Genomic DNA, 17,448 nt, shown 5'->3' with positions numbered 1-17,448 from the left:
CGATTCGTATTAGTTCTTGTTGGCGATGGTGACCGAGGCACCGGTACGTTCGAGGGCGACCAGGAAGGCGTCGGCCAGGGTGGCCTTGGTGACGACGTCTTCCAGGTTCACGCCGAGGTGGACGATGGTCTGGGCGATCTGCGGACGGATGCCGCTGATGATGCAGTCGGCGCCCATCAGGCGCGCGGCGGCGATCGTCTTCATCAGGTGCTGGGCGACCAGGGTGTCGACCATCGGCACGCCGGTGATGTCGATGATGGCGATCTCGGCGCCGGTGTCGACGATCTTTTGCAGGATGTTTTCCATCACGACTTGCGTGCGTGCCGAATCCAGCGTGCCGATCAGCGGAAGCGCCAGGATGCCGTTCCACAGTTTCACCACCGGGGTCGACAGTTCAAGCAGTTCCTGCTGCTGGCGCACGATGATCTGGTCCTTCGCCTTCTGGAACACTTCGATCGTGTACAGGCCGAATTTATCCAGCAGCGAGCTCACCGCCCAGGATGCGCCGGCCAGCACTTCCGGCTCGGTCGCGAGACCTGCGGTCAGCTGGACGAAGATCGGCTGCTTCAGCGAAAACACGAAGGTCGCCGTCTCGCTCGGGCTCGAACCGCTCTTGGCGCGGCTGGACGAAATCTCGGTCAGCAGGTCGCGCACTTCGTCCCAGGACCGGTGTTCGATGTTTTCCAGTTCGCCGCCACGGGTGCCGGCCGCGAATGCCGCCAGGAATTGCTGGCAATGCGTGCGCAGCAGTTCGCGCGAGCTGCTGGTGCCGCGCACCATCAGGGTGTCGAGCTGGGAAATCCACTGCGAGCCGATTTCGGCCTCGTGTTCCTGGATGAGCTGGCTGATGCGGGTGGCGTTGTCTTTCGTCGTCATCGATGGGTCCTAGGTTTGGTCGTCGGTATCGTGGATGCGTTCGATTTCGAGACGAACTGCTCCACCATTGGGGAATTATTAACTATAACACTTATTGCTATATTTCCAGATGACAGTTGAGCGGTGCGCGGGGTGCTTTGCAGCCGGCGGTGCGTGGCTGGAGACCTAGGGTGGGCACTTGTGCCCACGCGGTACGGCTTGGCCGACTATGCTCGGCCGTTCTCTGATGAATCCGTTGATCAACCGGCGTACCGCGTGGGCACGAGTGCCTTTCGTGGCCCGGCCCACCCTGCATAAAAAAACCGCCAGGCTCACGCACTGGCGGTTTTTTGATTTCAGCAGCGGCGAACCGCTCCGTGAATTACTGCGCCGCAGCTTCCGCCGGATCCGCAGCCTTCATCGACAGCTTCAGGCGACCACGCTCGTCGGTCTCGAGGACCTTTACGCGTACTTGCTGGCCTTCCTTCAGGTAGTCGGCAACGGCGTTCACGCGCTCGTTGGCGATCTGCGAGATGTGCAACAGGCCGTCTTTGCCCGGCATGACCTGCACGATGGCGCCGAAGTCCAGCAGTTTCAGGACGGTACCGTCGTAGGTCTTGCCCACTTCAACCGAGGCGGTCAGCTCTTCGATGCGGCGCTTGGCTTCCTGGCCGGCGGCGGCGTCGACCGAGGCGATGGTCACGATACCTTCGTCGGTGATGTCGATCTGGGTGCCGGTCTCTTCGGTCAGCGCGCGGATGACGGCGCCGCCCTTGCCGATGACGTCACGGATCTTCTCAGGGTTGATCTTGATCGTGATCAGGCGTGGAGCGAAGTCCGACAGTTCGGTTTTGACGCTCGGCACGGCTTTCTGCATCTCGACCAGGATGTGCTGGCGGGCTTCCTTGGCTTGCGCCAGTGCCACCTGCATGATCTCCTTGGTGATGCCCATGATCTTGATATCCATCTGCAGCGCGGTGATGCCTGCGGTGGTACCGGCGACCTTGAAGTCCATGTCGCCCAGGTGGTCTTCGTCACCCAGGATGTCGGTCAGGACGGCGAACTTGCCGCCTTCCTTGATCAGGCCCATGGCGATGCCGGCGACGTGCGCCTTCATCGGCACGCCGGCGTCCATCAGTGCCAGGCAGCCGCCGCAGACCGATGCCATCGACGAGGAACCGTTCGATTCGGTGATTTCCGACACCAGGCGCACCGAGTAGCTGAAATCTTCAGGGTTAGGCAGGGCTGCGACCAGTGCGCGCTTGGCCAGGCGGCCGTGGCCGATTTCGCGGCGCTTCGGGGTGCCCACACGGCCGGTTTCGCCGGTGGCGAACGGAGGCATGTTGTAGTGCATCATGAAGTCGTCGGTGTACTCGCCCATCAGCGCGTCGATCTTCTGGCTGTCACGGGCGGTGCCGAGGGTCGCGATGACCAGCGCCTGGGTTTCGCCGCGGGTGAACAGGGCCGAACCGTGGGTACGCGGCAGCACGCCGGTACGGATCGAGATCGGACGCACGGTGCGGGTATCGCGGCCGTCGATGCGTGGCTCGCCGTCCAGGATCTGCGAACGCACGACCTTGGCTTCCATGTCGAACAGGATGTTGCCGACTTCGGCTGCATCGGCGGCGACGCCTTGCTCCGACAGGGCTGCCATGACTTCCGACGACAGCGACTTCAGCTTTTGCTGGCGCGCCGACTTTTCGCGGGTCTGGTAGGCGTCGCGCACTTTGGCGGCAGCCAGCTCGGTCACCTGGGCGATCAGGGCTTCGTTCTTGGCCGGTGCATTCCACTCGACTTCAGGCTTGCCGCCTTCTTCGACGAGGGCGTGGATCGCGTCGATCACGGCGCGCATCTGGTCGTGGCCGAAGACGACCGCGCCCAGCATGATTTCTTCGGACAGCTGCTGCGCTTCGGATTCGACCATCAGCACGGCCGTTTCGGTACCGGCGACGACGAGGTCCATCTGCGAGGTTTTCAGCTGGGTGGTGCTCGGGTTCAGGATGTACTGGCCGTTGGCGTAGCCGACGCGGGCGGCGCCGATCGGGCCGTTGAACGGGATGCCGGCGACGCACAGGGCGGCCGAGGCGCCGATCATCGCAGGGATGTCCGGATCGATTTCAGGATTGACCGACAGCACGTGGATGATGACCTGGACTTCGTTCAGGTAGCCTTCCGGGAACAGCGGACGGATCGGACGGTCGATCAGGCGCGAGGTGAGCGTTTCTTTTTCGGAAGGACGGCCTTCGCGCTTGAAGAAACCGCCCGGGATTTTACCGGCAGCATACGTTTTTTCGATGTAATCGACGGTCAGCGGGAAGAAATCCTGGCCTGGCTTGGCGTCCTTGCGTGCGACGACGGTAGCCAGCACCACGGTGTCTTCGACCGACACCAGGACGGCGCCGGAAGCCTGACGGGCGATTTCACCGGTTTCCAGGGTGACGGTGTGTTGGCCGTACTGGAAGGTCTTCGTAACTTTATTAAACATTGGTAATCCCTTTCTATTTGCCGACAGATTTTCAGGAGCTGTCGTTCACCTCACCGCAGACGGTCTCAAGGACCGCCTTTACTACGCGTCTTTACAACAAAAACAACAAACGCTCAAACAAAAAATGCCCGCGACAGTCGAACTGACGCAGGCATTTCGTGACTTAAGCCGTCTGGCGCAAAAATTACTTACGCAGGCCGAGCTTGGCGATCAGGTCGCGGTAACGGTTCAGGTCCTTGCTCTTCAGGTAAGACAGCAGGCTCTTACGACGGTTGACCATCATGATCAGGCCGCGGCGCGAGTGGTGGTCTTTCTGGTGGGCTTTGAAGTGGCCGTTCAGTTCGTTGATGCGTGCGGTCAGCAGTGCGACCTGGACTTCCGGCGAACCGGTATCGTTCTGGCCACGTGCGTTGTCGGCGATGATTGCCGACTTGTTGATGTTTTCTACGGACATGATGTTACCTTTCACATGCGGTGCAAGAGTCGCAACCCAGCGCACCGTGATTTGATTAAAAAAACCTGCCCTTGCGGACAGACCCGCCAGTATATGCGAAAACGCCTGGCGTCACCAGCGTTTGCTGCCGCCGGTTTCGGGCATCATGGCGTTATCAAGCAGATGTCGAGGAATTTCATGCACACCATGGCAAGAATGGCAACGCTGTGCGCGGTACTGGTTCTCTCCGGCTGCGCCGTGTTTCGGGAGCCGCCCGCACTGGGCGAGCCGGTCGCAAGCGTCACCGCCAGGCTGGGACAGCCGACCGGGATCTACCCGCTTCCCGACGGCGGCCAGGAGCTCGAATACGCAACTGCCCCGTTCGGCCAGTTCACCTGGATGGCGCGGATCGGCGCGGACGGCCGGCTGGCGTCGTACGAACAGGTGCTGACGGGGGAAAAATTCGCGACCATCAAGGTCGACCAGGCCACCAAGGCCGACGTCCTGCGCATCATCGGCCGCCCGGCCGAGCAATCGCGCGTGCGGCTGCACAATTACGAGGTCTGGTCCTATCGCTACAAGGAAGCGGGCGTCTGGAATTCGCTGATGCACGTGCATTTCGACGAGCAGGGCATCGTGCGCCAGATGATGAACGGGCCGGATCCGATGTTCGAGGTGCGCGACCGGCGCTGGTAAATCCTAGCGTCCGCCGTCACTGCGGATAAACGCCTCGACCGCGTCGAGCGTCGGCGCCAGCCGTTTCAGCGAATTGGACAGTGAAGCAACCAGGGTCGTGTGGCTGACGCCGTCGTAATACACCTCGCGCACCGGCACGTGGGCGGCGCGCAGGCTTGCCGCCAGGCCGCCGGTATTGCGGGCCGGGTCGACCAGCTTGTCCTTGCTGGCCGCGATCAGCAGTGCCGGCGGCGCCAGCGCGCTGACGTGGCGCAGCGGCTGCGAGTCGGGTGGCGTCTCGGGTGCATTGAAGACGGGTTGCGTCGTGCGGTTTTGTACCGGCAGGAAGTCGTAGGGGCCGGCCAAGCCGATCCAGCCGCGCAGCATGCTGCGCGTCATTCCCTGGTGTTCGAGCCAGCGTGGATCGAGCGCCAGCATGGCGGCGTTGTAGGCGCCGGCGCTATGGCCCATCAAAAAAATGTTCTTCGGATTGCCGCCATGGGCCGCGATCTGGCGCACGGTCCAGGCCACGGCGGCGGCGCCGTCGTCCAGGAAGTCGGGGTAGCGCACCTGCGGGTACAGCCGGTAGTCCGGGATCACGACCACGAAGCCGCGCGCGGCCAGGGCGCGGCCGACGAAGGCATAGTCCTGGCGCTTGCCGCTGACCCAGTTGCCGCCGTAGAAAAAGACGATCACCGGTGCGTCCTGGTTCCCCGCCGCCGGACGGTAGACGTCGAGCATGTTGCGCGGATCGGCGCCGTAGCGCAGCGCCGGCATGGCCTGGACGGCGCCGCCGGGCGACACGGCGTTCACGACCGAGAGCGGCGAGCAGGCGGCTAGCGCACCGGTGAGCAGCACGGCCGCACCATAGATGAGTTTGTTCATGCGCCGAGTATAGGGACCCGCGGCGCGGCGTGTCGCACATGAGCATGCATATGCGTTTGTTTCCACAGAGGCAAGAAGTACACCTATACTTCAGCCACCATGGCAACTGCACAACCGTTCCCGCAACCGCGCTCGCTGACAGCCATCGGCGTGTCGCTGGCCGTGCATGTGCTGCTGGTCGGCGCGTGGCAGCTGTCGCGGCCGGTGAAGTGGCAGGACGACGACGAACCGCAGCGTGTGCAGTTCCTGCGGCTGTTGCCGGCACCGGAGGCCATGCCCGACCGCCCGGACCGCGTGCCGCCCTCGCCTGCCCCGGCCACAAGGCAGCGCGCAGTGGAAACGCGGCCGCAGCGGGTCGAGCCGGCGCAGGCCGTGCCCACACCCGGGACGATCGCCCTGCCCGCGCCGCCAATGGCCGACGCTGCGCCGGCGCCATCGTCTACCGACCTGCTGCGCGACGCCAGGGCCGCCGTTGGCGCCATCGATCGCGCGCTGCGTGCGGAGAATCCGGCGCGCGGCATTCAGGCACCGGTGGAGACGCGGCAGATGAAACTGGAAAAAGGGATTGCCCGGGCGGCCGAGCTGGCGCCCAACAAGTGGTACCAGGCGCCCAAGGTCGAAGAGATCCTCGACCCGGGCGGGTATGGGCGCAGGCGTTACCGCGTCGTCGGCGCGGCCGGCACCTATTGCGTGACCTACGAATCGAATCACGCGCCCGACGGACTCGATACCATGCGGGATGGGATCAAGCCGAAGTTCACCAATTGCGACGAGGACGAGCAGCCGGCGACGAAGCAGAAGTGGAAGTGAAGCTCTGAAGGCTTCCTTGCCGATCGCGTGGGGCTGTTGCCTGTGCGTCAGGGGTATGTTGAATCCGCGTGGGCATGGAATGCCCACCCTACGAGACTGCTGTCGTCGACCGTAGGGTGGGCACTCATGCCCACGCGGATCATGCAAACCGATAGCGGCGCAGCCAACAGCCCCGCGACCGCCGCATCAAAGCTGCGGGTGCGCCTTTTCCACCTTCGAGTGCAGCTTGTTCAAGCCCGACAGATACGCCTTGGCCGAGGCCACGACGATGTCCGGGTCCGCGCCCACGCCGTTCACGATCCGCCCCTGGCGCGAGAGCCGCATCGTCACCTCGCCCTGGGACTGGGTGCCGCCGCTGATCGCGTTGATCGAGAACAGGATCAAATCCGCGCCGGTCTTGGCCTCGCTCTCGATGGCGTTCACGGTGGCGTCGACCGGCCCGTCGCCCGAACCTTCGCAGGCAAATTCCTTGCCGTCGATCTGGAACACGACGCGCGCATGCGGCAGTTCTCCGGTCTCGGAGCGCTGCGACAGCGAGACGAAGCGGAAGTACTCGCCTTCCTGCGCGTGGTCCTCGGCCGAGACCAGGGCCATGATGTCCTCGTCGAAGATCTCGCTCTTGCGGTCGGCGAGCTCCTTGAAGCGGGCGAAGGCGGCGTTGACTTCGGCTTCCGATTCGAGCTCGATGCCCAGTTCCTGCAGGCGCGCCTTGAATGCGTTGCGGCCCGAGAGTTTACCGAGCACGATTTTATTCGCATGCCAGCCGACGTCTTCGGCGCGCATGATCTCGTAGGTTTCGCGCGCCTTCAGGATGCCGTCCTGGTGGATGCCGGAGGCGTGGGCAAAGGCGTTGGCGCCGACCACGGCCTTGTTCGGCTGCACTGCGAAGCCGGTGATCTGCGAAACCATTTTCGAGGCCGGCACGATCTGCGTGGTGTCGATGCCGAGGGTAAGCTTGTAGTAGTCGGCGCGGGTGCGCAGCGCCATGACGACTTCCTCCAAGGCCGTGTTGCCGGCGCGTTCGCCGAGGCCGTTGATCGTGCATTCGATCTGGCGCGCGCCGCCGATGGCGACACCGGCCAGCGAGTTGGCCACCGCCAGCCCCAGGTCGTTATGGCAGTGCACCGACCAGATGGCCTTGTCGGAATTGGGCACCCGTTCGCGCAGGCGGCGGATGGTTTCGCCGTAGACTTCGGGCGTGGCATAGCCGACGGTATCCGGGAAGTTGATGGTGGTCGCGCCTTCGGCGATCACGGCTTCCAGCACGCGGCACAGGAAGTCCTCGTCCGAACGGCTGCCGTCTTCCGGGGAGAATTCGATGTCGTCGGTGTGGTTGCGGGCGAAGCGTACGGCGAGTTTCGCCTGCTCCAGCACCTGTTCCGGCTCCATGCGCAGCTTCACCTTCATGTGCAGCGGCGAGGTGGCGAGGAAGGTGTGGATGCGCTTGCGCTCGGCGGGCATCAGCGCTTCGGCGGCGCGCGCGATGTCGCGGTCGTTGGCGCGCGAGAGCGAGCAGATGGTCGACTCGCGCACCACGCTGGCAATCGCGCGGATGGCCTCGAAGTCGCCCGGCGAGGCGGCCGCGAAGCCGGCTTCGATGACATCCACCCGCAGGCGTTCGAGCTGGCGCGCGATGCGGACTTTTTCGTCCTTGGTCATCGAGGCGCCCGGCGATTGCTCGCCGTCGCGCAGGGTCGTGTCGAAAATGATGAGGCGGTTCGGGTCAAACATGAGGAGCTCCAATGCGCTTGTTGATCAACGAGCGCCGGCCGGACCCCTCGGTGGGACCCTAGCGGCGCTCGACTTTATCGTTCTCGATCGGATCGTCGGTCGGGATGATGCTGACCCGCTTGCCCTTGGCGCGCTGGATCGCGAACACCACATAGCCCGACAAACCGTACACTACAAAAATCGGCCACAGCACGACGGCCGGGGCGATCGCCACCAGGGCCAGGCCCAGGGCGATCAGGAACACCACGATGAACGGAACCGACTTGCGGAAGTTCACGTCCTTGAAACTGTAAAACGGCACATTCGACACCATCGTCAGGCCGGCGAAGACCGCGATGCACCAGCTCACCCAGTCGACCTGGCGCGCGCTGATGTTGATGTCCGGGTCGCTCATCATCATGATGAAACCGACCACCAGCGCCGCCGCCGCCGGGCTGGGCAAGCCCTGGAAGAAGCGCTTGTCCACCACCTCGATGTTCGTGTTGAAGCGCGCCAGGCGCAGCGCCGCGCCGGCGCAGTACACGAAGGCGGCGATCCAGCCCAGCTTGCCCAAACCGCGCAGCGCGTACTCGTAGATCACGAGCGCCGGCGCCGCGCCGAAGGACACCATGTCCGACAGACTGTCGTACTGCGCCCCGAATTCCGACTGCGTATTCGTCAGGCGCGCAATGCGCCCGTCCAGCCCGTCCAGCACCATCGCGATGAACACGGCCCAGCAGGCGTGCTCGAAGCGCTGGTTCATCGCCATCACGATCGCGTAGAAACCGCAGAACAGCGCGCCGGTCGTAAAGGCGTTCGGCAATAAATAAATGCCGCGCCCGCGGGGGGCGCCCTTGTCTTCCGCCCGCCGGCCGAAGCGCTTCAGGCGGGAAAATCGTGGCGCGCGGGGCGCTGTTCCATTTTTCTTACGTCGTGGAAAGGCTGGCATAAAGTTCCGTATTCAAGGTGATCGCGCTCGCTGGCGCCGTTTCCACCATTATAGGGGCGGGAACGGCATGTTAGCGAACGGATACTATTGGAATCCATAACGGCAAACACCTCGGTTTACCGGGAGGCTTATTTCGGATTCCCTTTATTTGAACTTCACCTTGCCTACCAGACGCATCTGCAGCGTCGTTTCTCCTGGTTCAAAACTTGGTTCGGCCGCCGCATCCGCCGAAGCGGGCGCCGCGGCGCGCATCATCATTTTCTCGCTGCGGTCCCCGCCATAATTTCCGGTTCCTTCGAAGTCGACCGTATCGAGCACCGCATCGGCCGGCTGGCGTCCCATCGCGCGCGCAATCGAGACGATGCGCTCGTTCAGGTTGCGGTAAGTCGCGGCGATCCGCTGGTCGTCCAGCATCTTCTCGGTTGCCGGGGCCAGGCCGAAGTTGATGCCGTTAATCTGTAACACCTTCTGCGCCGCGGCCGCCGTCTTCGGCAGCTCGGCCAGATTCGTCGTCTTCACCTCCAGGTACTGCCCGACGCGCCAGCCGCTCGGCACCGGCTTCACGGGCGTACGGCTCGCCGGCATCGGCACCGGCGGCTCGGGGTAGACCGGATAGGTGTAATAGCCTTGCGTTTTGAGTTCCGCCTTCGGATCGGCACGGCGCACGATCTCGGTGCCTTCCTTCATCTTGCGGTTCACGCGCGACGCGGCCGCAGCCTTGTCCTTGTCGAATTCCTCGACGGCGAAAACGACCGTTGCCTGGTCGTTCGCGTGGCGCACTTCGCCGTTGGCCGGCACGATGACCATCGTGCCCGCGGTGGATGGTGACGATGCGGGCGCCGGCAGCGTTTGCGCGCCGGCGTGGGCTGCCAGCACGAGGCCGGCGACGAGGATCAGTTTTGGCAGGGACATGGTTTCTCCGGTTTAAGTAGGGGCCTACTTATACGATACCGCCGTGCTTCCATCCATCGTGATTTTGTAATGGAAAGTTGCACTTCAGATCGCCCGGTGACGAAACCTGTCCCTTACCGCATCAGTTCTTCGACTGGTCGACGAGCTTGTTTTTCGCGATCCACGGCATCATCGCGCGCAGCTTGGCGCCGACTTCCTCGATCTGGTGCTCGGCCGTCAGGCGGCGCCGCGAGATCAGGGTCGGGGCACCGGCCTTGTTCTCGAGGATGAAGCTCTTCGCGTACTCGCCGGTCTGGATGTCCTTCAGGCACTGGCGCATCGCCTCTTTCGTGGCCGAGGTCACGACCTTCGGGCCGGTCACGTACTCGCCGTACTCGGCGTTGTTCGAGATCGAGTAGTTCATGTTGGCGATGCCGCCTTCATAGATCAGGTCGACGATCAGCTTGAGCTCGTGCAGGCACTCGAAATAGGCCATTTCAGGCGCATAGCCCGCTTCGACCAGGGTCTCGAAACCGGCCTTGATCAGTTCGACGGCGCCGCCGCACAGCACTGCCTGTTCGCCGAACAGGTCGGTCTCGGTCTCTTCGCGGAAGTTGGTCTCGATGATGCCGGCACGGCCGCCGCCGTTGGCCATGGCGTAGGACAGCGCGACGTCGCGCGCGGCGCCGGATTTATCCTGGTAGACGGCGATCAGGTGCGGCACGCCGCCGCCCTGGCGGTAGGTGCCGCGCACGGTGTGGCCAGGTGCTTTCGGCGCGATCATGATGACGTCGAGGTCGGCGCGCGGCACGACCTGGCCGTAGTGGACATTGAAGCCGTGGGCAAAGGCCAGGACGGCGCCCTGCTTCGCGTTCGGCTCGACGTTTTCCTTGTAGACCTGGGCGATGTTCTCGTCCGGCAGCAGGATCATGATGATGTCTGCGTTCTTGACCGCTTCATCGACTTCGGCGACCTTCAGGCCGGCCTGCTCGACCTTGTTCCAGGACGCGCCGCCGCGGCGCAGGCCGACGGTGACGTTGACGCCCGATTCGGACAGGTTCTGGGCGTGCGCGTGTCCCTGCGAGCCGTAGCCGATGATGGCGACGTTCTTGCCTTTGATGAGGGAGAGGTCGCAGTCTTTGTCGTAGAAAACTTTCATGGTCTTGTCCTGTATGTTTTGGAGTTGTTTGGTTTTGCCACGCTAGTGGCTGTTCATTTGGGCGGCTATAGGCTGCTCGGCGTTCCCGCGTGGGCACAAGTGCCCACCCTACGAAGTCAGGTGATCGGGGCGGAGCCCCGATCAGACCTTCAATATTCTCTCGCCGCGGCCGATGCCGGAGCCGCCGGTACGGACGGTCTCGAGGATGGAGGTGCGGTCGATCGAATCGATGAAGGCGTCGAGCTTGCTCTTGGCGCCGGTCAGTTCGATCGTGTAGCTCTTCTCGGTCACGTCGATGACGCGGCCGCGGAAGATGTCGGCGGTGCGCTTGATTTCCTCGCGCTCCTTGCCGACCGCCCTCACCTTGATCAGCATGAGCTCGCGCTCGATGTGCTGGCCTTCGGTCAGGTCGACCACTTTCACGACCTCGATCAGGCGGTTCAGGTGCTTGGTGATCTGCTCGATGATGTCGTCCGAGCCGGAAGTCACGATCGTCATGCGCGACAGGGTCGCGTCTTCGGTCGGCGCCACGGTCAGGGTTTCGATGTTGTAGCCGCGGGCCGAAAACAGGCCCACCACGCGCGACAGGGCGCCGGCTTCGTTCTCCAGGAGAACCGAGATGATGTGTCTCATTACAGGTCCTCCGATCCGAGCAGCATTTCAGACAGGCCCTTGCCGGCCTTGACCATCGGCCAGACGTTCTCGCTCTGGTCGGTGATGAAGTTCATGAACACGAGGCGGTCCTTCATTGCGAAGGCCTCCTTCAGCGAGCCCTCGACATCGGAGGGCTTCTCGATGCGCATGCCGACGTGGCCATAGGCCTCGGCCAGCTTCTCGAAGTCCGGCAGCGAATCCATATAGGACTCGGAATAGCGCGAACCGTAGTCGATCTGCTGCCACTGGCGCACCATGCCCAGGAAGCGGTTGTTCAGGAGGATGATCTTCGGCGTCAGGTGGTATTGCTTGCAGGTGGCAAGCTCCTGGATGCACATCTGGATCGAGCCTTCGCCGGTGACGCAGGCGACCGTCGCATCCGGGTTCGCCATCTGCACGCCCATCGCGTACGGCAAGCCGACACCCATCGTGCCGAGACCGCCGGAATTGATCCAGCGGCGCGGCTTGTCGAAGGGGTAGTACTGGGCGGCCCACATCTGGTGCTGGCCGACGTCGGAGGTGATGAAGGCGTCGCCTTTCGTCACTTGCCACAGCTGCTCGATGACCGATTGCGGCTTGATGACGAGGTCCGAGCTCTCGTACTTCAGGCAATCGCGGCCGCGCCACTCGTCGATCTGCTTCCACCAGGCGCGCAGCGGTTCCGGATTGGCGCGGGCAGCGCCTGCGGCATCGAGCTGGGCCAGGAATTCGGTCAGCACTTCCTTGACGTTGCCGACGATCGGGATGTCGACCTTCACCCGCTTCGAGATCGAAGACGGGTCGATGTCGATGTGGATGATCTTGCGCGGATGGCTGGCGAAGTGCTTCGGGTTGCCGATCACGCGGTCGTCGAAGCGGGCGCCGATCGCGATCAGGACGTCGCAATGCTGCATCGCCATGTTCGCTTCATAGGTGCCGTGCATGCCCGGCATGCCCACAAAACGCTCGTCGCTCGCGCGCGAACCGCCCAGGCCCATCAGCGTGTTGGTCACCGGGGCGCCGAGCTTGTCGACCAGGCGGTTCAGCTCCTGCGAGGCATTCGCGAGAATGACGCCGCCGCCGGCATAGATCATCGGGCGTTCGGCGCTTTGCAGCAGCTGGACGGCCTTGCGGATCTGGCCCGTGTGGCCCTTGTCCACCGGTTTGTACGAGCGCATCTCGATTTCGCGCGGATACTCGAACATGCACTTGTGCATGCTGATGTCCTTCGGGATATCGACCAGCACGGGGCCGGGACGGCCGGTACGGGCAATGAAGAAGGCCTTCTTGATGGTGGTCGCCAGTTCCTTGACGTCCTTGACCAGGAAATTGTGCTTGACCACGGGGCGGGTGATGCCGACGGTGTCGCATTCCTGGAACGCATCCTGGCCGATCGCATGGCTCGGCACCTGGCCGCTGATCACCACCATCGGAATCGAATCCATGTAGGCGGTGGAGAGGCCGGTGACGGCATTGGTGACGCCCGGACCGGAGGTGACGATGGCGACGCCGACCGTGTTCGAGCTGCGCGAATAGGCGTCGGCCGCATGGACGGCTGCCTGCTCGTGGCGCACCAGGACGTGCTGGAATTTGTCTTGCTGGAAGATGGCGTCGTAGATGTACAGCACTGCGCCGCCAGGATAGCCAAAGACGTGTTTCACGCCTTCCTCGGCCAGGCAACGGACGACTATTTCAGCGCCCGTGATGGGGACTGATGTTTCGTTATTCATGAACCATTCCTTTCAAAACCCAGAGGGAGATTGATCGGATGCTCTTTCCTAACGAGGTGCGATTTGCCCCACAGCGCCTTCAGCTTCCCTTCTTTCTGCGGTCACGTCGAACTCCCGGATATCAATCGATACCCTTTGGAACGGCGCTGGGCGCAACTCGTTTGGCTGAGTGTCTGTAGCGGCTCGACGCATCTCTCGCGCTTGTGGCACGGGTTGGAGCAAACTGCCTACAAATGAAAGCGTGTCATGCTGTTCCAGGCCTTGTGTGCCGGTCAGACTGACGGTGAAGCTTTGGGGATGCAAAGCGTGAGGAACACCTTACTGCGTTGCACCATTTTGGTCAAGATAAAAAATAGAAAAGGTCAGATGCATGGTTTTGGTGCGCAGCGGGGCGTAGGGGTTAGTACGTATTTTGCGGTGCAATGATGAGTTTCATTGTGCGGATGTGCGGATAATGAACCGCGTGGGCACGAGTGCCCACCCTACGAAAGGCGGTGCACCGTAGGGTGGGCTCTTGAGCCCACGCGGCCGTACTTATGCACTCGTTAGCGCTCCATCCCCCACCGCCGCACGGTCACCCGCTCCAGCGTCTGAAACACAACATGCTCCACCGCCAAGCCGATAATGATCACCGCCGCCAACCCGGCAAACACCTTATCGGTGAACAGCTCGTTCCGGCTCTGGAAAATGAACCACCCCAACCCACCCTGCCCCGACGTGGTGCCAAACACCAGCTCCGCCGCAATCAGCGTACGCCATGCAAACGCCCAGCCAATCTTCAGTCCCGACAGAATCGCCGGCAGCGCCGCCGGAATTAGGATCTGCAGCACCAGCCGCAAGCCACCAAGCCCGTAATTACGCCCCGCCATGCGCAGCGTCTCCGGCACCGCGCGAAAGCCCGCGCAGGCGTTCAGGGTCAGCGGCCACAGCACCGAATGCATCAGCACCATGATCAGGCTGCCTTTGCCCAGGCCGAACCACAGCAGCGCCAGCGGCAGCAAGGCGATCGCCGGCAGCGGATTGAACATCGAGGTCAGCGTCTCGATCAGTTCGCGCCCGAGCCGGTTCGACACCGCCAGCCAGGTCAGCAGGAAAGCGCCCGCGATGCCCATCAAATAGCCCTGGGTGAGTGTGGCGAACGAGACGCCGATATAGCCGACCAGCTCGCCCGATGCCAGGCCGTCGACCAGCGCCCGCCCCGTCTGCAGGGCGGTCGGCAGCAGCAGGTCGTTGCCGTACCAGCGCGCCACTGCTTCCCAGATCGCGGCCAGCACCAGCAGGATGCCGGCCTTGCGCAGCCAGGCAAGATTGGCCAGCGGCGCGAACGCTGCCGCAGACTGCTGCTGTTGAGGGACAGGACCGGCAGGCACGGCCAGCGCCAGTTCGTATTCCGGGCGAATCGGCGGATGCTTGAGCGCGTTCATGAATGCACCGCCAGGGCCTGGTGAGCCGGCGCCACACGCACTGGGGTTTCGCCAAAGAGGAGACGGTGAATGCGTTCGTTCGCCGCCTGGAACTCCGCGCTGCCTGCGCTGCCGAGGTCGAACTGGTGGCTGTTGAGTTCAGCGCGTACGCGGCCAGGATGGGGGCTCAGCAGCAGGATGCGGTTGCCCACGACCAGCGCTTCCTCGATCGAGTGGGTCACGAACAGCATCGTGAAACCGATTTCTTCCCACAGGGTTTGCAGCTGTTCCTGCATGGTGCGCCGGGTGAGTGCGTCGAGCGCGGCGAAGGGCTCGTCCATCAGCAAGATGTCCGGCTGCATGGCCAATGCGCGCGCGATCGCGACCCGCGCCTTCATCCCGCCCGACAGGGTATGCGGATACGCCTCGGCGAAGCGCGCCAGGCCGACCTTGCCCAGCCAGTGGCGGGCGCGCTCGCGTGCTTCCGCCTTCTTCATGCCGCCGGCCAGCAGCGGGAACATGACATTGTTCTCGACTGTCTTCCAGGGCGGCAACTGGTCGAATTCCTGGAACACGACGATGCGGTCCGGTCCCGGTCCGGTGATCGGCTTGCCGGCCAGACGCAGGCTGCCCGCGCGCGGCGTGATGAAGCCGCCCACCGCTTTCAGCAGCGTCGACTTGCCGCAGCCCGAAGGCCCGAGCAGGACGAAGCGGTCGCCGCGGTGGACGTCGAAGCTGACATCCTCGGTGGCGCGCACGACGCCCCGGTTACCCGTGTATTCGAGCGTCACGTGCTCGGCGCGCAGCAAGGGAGCTGTCGGCGGCACGACCTGCAAAGGAGGTGTTTTCATCTCAGCTTCCCGAGGCGAGCGCCGGATGCTCGAAGAAGTAATCGCGCCAGCTCTCCGGCTTCTTCTTGATCGCACCCACCTGGTGCAGGAACTGGGCCAGGCCCAGCGTATTTTGCGGCGCCACCTTGAACTGCACCTTCGGATCCTTGATCACTTTCACCAGCAAGGCGCGGTCGATACTGCCCTTGTTCACGCGCAGGTAGGCGTCGGCCACCGCTTCCGGATTGGTCGAGGCCAGTTGCGCCGCCTCCACCAGGGCGTCGAGGAAGGCGCGGTAGGTTTTCGGGTTTTCCTTCACATATTTTTCAGTGGCGTAGAGCACGGTCGACGAGGCCGGCCCACCCAGCACCTGGTAGGAATCGAGCACGATCTTCGCCTTCGGATTGCCGGCCAGCTCCTGCTCCTGGAACGGCGGATTGGCGAAGTGGGCGTTGATTTCGGTGCCGCCGGCGATCACGGCGGCGGCCGCGTCCGGATGCGGCACGGCTTGCGTCAGCGGATCGAGTTTCTTGTACTGGGCCTGGCCCCATTGCTTGCTGGCCGCCAGCTGCAGCAGGCGCGCCTGTACCGAGACGGTGACGGCGGGCAGCGCGATGCGGTCCTTCGGCCCGAAGTCGGCGATCGTTTTCACGGCCGGGTTCGTGCTGATCAGGTAATAGGGGAAATTGCCGAGCGAGGCGACGGCGCGCACGTTCTGCTTGCCGTTCGTACGGTCCCAGATCGTCAGCAAGGGGCCGAGGCCGGCGCCGACCACGTCCACCGAGTTCGACAGCAGCGCATCGTTCACGGCCGCGCCGCCCGACAGCTTGACCCAGTCGACGTCGATCTCGACGCCCTGCTTCTTGCCGTGCTTTTCGATCAGCTTCTGGTCCTGCGCCACATTCAGCAGCAGGTACACCACGCCGAACTGCTCGGCGATGCGGATCTTGCCCTCGGCGTGGGCGGCAGGTACGGCGGCGACCAGGGAGGCAGCGACCAGCGCGGCAGCGATTTTTTTAATGTTCAATTGTTTTCTCCTGGTTCAGAACGGGACATCGCCCGCGATCGTGGTGCGGTACAGCTTGCGGCGCTGCTCGGGCGGGCAACCGGCGGCCAGGTGCAGCAGGGAACGGTTGTCCCAGAACACCATGTCCTGCGGCTTCCACTGATGGCGGTAGATGAATTCCGGCTTCGTCGAATGCTCGAACAGCGCGTCGAGCAGCTCGCGGCTGCGCGCTTCCGGGATGTCGAGGATGCGGGTCGTGAAATGCTCGCTGACGAACAGCGCCCGCCGTCCCGTTTCCGGATGGGTGCGCACGACCGGCTGGCGCACCGGCACCACTTCGTCGATCTGGGCCTGGGTGAGCGCGGGACGCCATGGGTTCAGCTTGCGCAGGTCTTCGTAGCGCGCCAGGTAGCTGTGCTCGGCCTGCAGGTGTTCGACTTCGCGCTTCAGTTCTTCCGGCAAGGTCTCCCAGGCCAGGTGCTGGTTCGCGAACAGGGTGTCGCCACCGTCGGCGGGCAGCTCCTGCGCGTGCAGCATCGAGCCCAGGCTCGGCACCGCTTTATAGGACAGGTCGGAATGCCAGTAGTGGCCGGCATCGCCCAGGCCGATCGGCTCGCCGTTCTCGCGGATATTCGAAATGACCAGTACCTCCGGCTGCGTGGGCAGCTGGAACTGGCGCAGCACGTGGATCTGCAGTTCGCCGAAGCGGCGCGAAAAGTCCACCTGCTGGGCCGGGGTGATATGGGTATCGCGAAACACGAGTACGTGGTGGTCGAGATGGGCGCGGTGCACGCGCGCCAGGTCGGCGGTATTGAGCGGACGCGTGAGGTCGAGGCCGAGCACCTCGGCGCCGAGCGGGGCGTTGAGGGGGCGGATGTCGAAGTCCTGACGGAAGGTGGTGTCGAGAGGCAGGGTATCGAGAGGCATGATGATCTGAGCTGAGTCAATGTTGGGTTCAGGTTAGCCAGCCGCTGCCAGCCCGACAACGAATCAT

General features: G+C 63.5%; 16 protein-coding genes. 2 read left to right on the top strand and 14 right to left on the bottom strand.

The features are described 5' to 3' along the window. Window positions 1-9: 9 nt before the first annotated feature. The 3 genes from ACI48I_RS05940 to rpsO form a co-directional block, all read right to left on the bottom strand. A complete protein-coding gene (locus ACI48I_RS05940) occupies window positions 10-876 on the bottom strand; it encodes an STAS domain-containing protein (protein WP_193685022.1) in 867 nt (288 codons plus the stop codon). 361 nt (window positions 877-1,237) lie between these two features. Continuing rightward, entirely contained in the window at window positions 1,238-3,340 is a 2,103-nt protein-coding gene (gene pnp, locus ACI48I_RS05935) for a polyribonucleotide nucleotidyltransferase (protein ID WP_193685017.1), read from the bottom strand. 184 nt (window positions 3,341-3,524) lie between these two features. Then, a complete protein-coding gene (rpsO, locus tag ACI48I_RS05930) occupies window positions 3,525-3,794 on the bottom strand; it encodes a 30S ribosomal protein S15 (RefSeq protein WP_192055423.1) in 270 nt (89 codons plus the stop codon). 186 nt (window positions 3,795-3,980) lie between these two features. Between rpsO and ACI48I_RS05925 the strand changes: the two genes are divergently transcribed. After that, a complete protein-coding gene (locus tag ACI48I_RS05925; RefSeq protein WP_498573607.1) occupies window positions 3,981-4,469 on the top strand; it encodes a hypothetical protein in 489 nt (162 codons plus the stop codon). Between the two features lie 3 nt (window positions 4,470-4,472). Here the strand turns inward: ACI48I_RS05925 and ACI48I_RS05920 are convergent, their stop codons facing one another. Beyond that, on the bottom strand, window positions 4,473-5,333 hold the full coding sequence (locus ACI48I_RS05920; RefSeq protein ID WP_498573606.1) for an alpha/beta hydrolase: 861 nt from the start codon (window positions 5,331-5,333) through the stop codon (window positions 4,473-4,475). A gap of 99 nt (window positions 5,334-5,432) precedes the next feature. Here ACI48I_RS05920 and ACI48I_RS05915 point away from each other — a divergent pair, with 99 nt between their 5' ends. Then, window positions 5,433-6,143 (top strand): hypothetical protein, encoded by a 711-nt coding sequence (locus ACI48I_RS05915; protein ID WP_193685014.1) that lies wholly within the window; start codon window positions 5,433-5,435, stop codon window positions 6,141-6,143. A 186-nt stretch (window positions 6,144-6,329) separates the two neighbouring features. Here ACI48I_RS05915 and ACI48I_RS05910 read toward each other — a convergent pair whose 3' ends face one another. The 10 genes from ACI48I_RS05910 to ACI48I_RS05865 form a co-directional block, all read right to left on the bottom strand. Beyond that, on the bottom strand, window positions 6,330-7,874 hold the full coding sequence (locus ACI48I_RS05910; RefSeq protein WP_193685013.1) for a 2-isopropylmalate synthase: 1,545 nt from the start codon (window positions 7,872-7,874) through the stop codon (window positions 6,330-6,332). A gap of 58 nt (window positions 7,875-7,932) precedes the next feature. Next, window positions 7,933-8,802: a CDP-diacylglycerol--serine O-phosphatidyltransferase gene (gene pssA, locus ACI48I_RS05905; RefSeq protein ID WP_498573605.1), complete on the bottom strand. Its 870-nt coding sequence runs from the start codon at window positions 8,800-8,802 to the stop codon at window positions 7,933-7,935. 144 nt (window positions 8,803-8,946) lie between these two features. Continuing rightward, window positions 8,947-9,714: an SIMPL domain-containing protein gene (locus ACI48I_RS05900; protein WP_498573604.1), complete on the bottom strand. Its 768-nt coding sequence runs from the start codon at window positions 9,712-9,714 to the stop codon at window positions 8,947-8,949. A 121-nt stretch (window positions 9,715-9,835) separates the two neighbouring features. Next, window positions 9,836-10,867, bottom strand: coding sequence for a ketol-acid reductoisomerase (gene ilvC, locus ACI48I_RS05895; RefSeq protein ID WP_498573969.1), 1,032 nt, complete (start codon window positions 10,865-10,867; stop codon window positions 9,836-9,838). A gap of 126 nt (window positions 10,868-10,993) precedes the next feature. Then, entirely contained in the window at window positions 10,994-11,485 is a 492-nt protein-coding gene (gene ilvN, locus ACI48I_RS05890) for an acetolactate synthase small subunit (protein WP_193685009.1), read from the bottom strand. Next, on the bottom strand, window positions 11,485-13,215 hold the full coding sequence (locus ACI48I_RS05885) for an acetolactate synthase 3 catalytic subunit (RefSeq protein ID WP_498573603.1): 1,731 nt from the start codon (window positions 13,213-13,215) through the stop codon (window positions 11,485-11,487). Before ACI48I_RS05885 ends, ilvN begins: the two co-directional genes overlap by 1 nt. A 545-nt stretch (window positions 13,216-13,760) precedes the next feature. Then, window positions 13,761-14,639 (bottom strand): ABC transporter permease, encoded by an 879-nt coding sequence (locus ACI48I_RS05880; RefSeq protein WP_498573602.1) that lies wholly within the window; start codon window positions 14,637-14,639, stop codon window positions 13,761-13,763. After that, on the bottom strand, window positions 14,636-15,469 hold the full coding sequence (locus tag ACI48I_RS05875) for an ABC transporter ATP-binding protein (protein WP_498573601.1): 834 nt from the start codon (window positions 15,467-15,469) through the stop codon (window positions 14,636-14,638). Before ACI48I_RS05875 ends, ACI48I_RS05880 begins: the two co-directional genes overlap by 4 nt. Window position 15,470: 1 nt before the next feature. Beyond that, window positions 15,471-16,475, bottom strand: coding sequence for an ABC transporter substrate-binding protein (locus ACI48I_RS05870; protein ID WP_498573600.1), 1,005 nt, complete (start codon window positions 16,473-16,475; stop codon window positions 15,471-15,473). Window positions 16,476-16,490: 15 nt separating this feature from the next. Further along, complete coding sequence (locus ACI48I_RS05865; protein ID WP_498573599.1) at window positions 16,491-17,381, bottom strand: TauD/TfdA dioxygenase family protein; 891 nt, start codon at window positions 17,379-17,381, stop codon at window positions 16,491-16,493. Between the last annotated feature and the right edge of the window lie 67 nt (window positions 17,382-17,448).

Source organism: Massilia sp. LXY-5 (assembly GCF_059801075.1).
The sequence above is the reverse complement of the archived record's forward strand: the minus strand, read 5'-3'. Positions and strand labels throughout refer to the sequence as shown.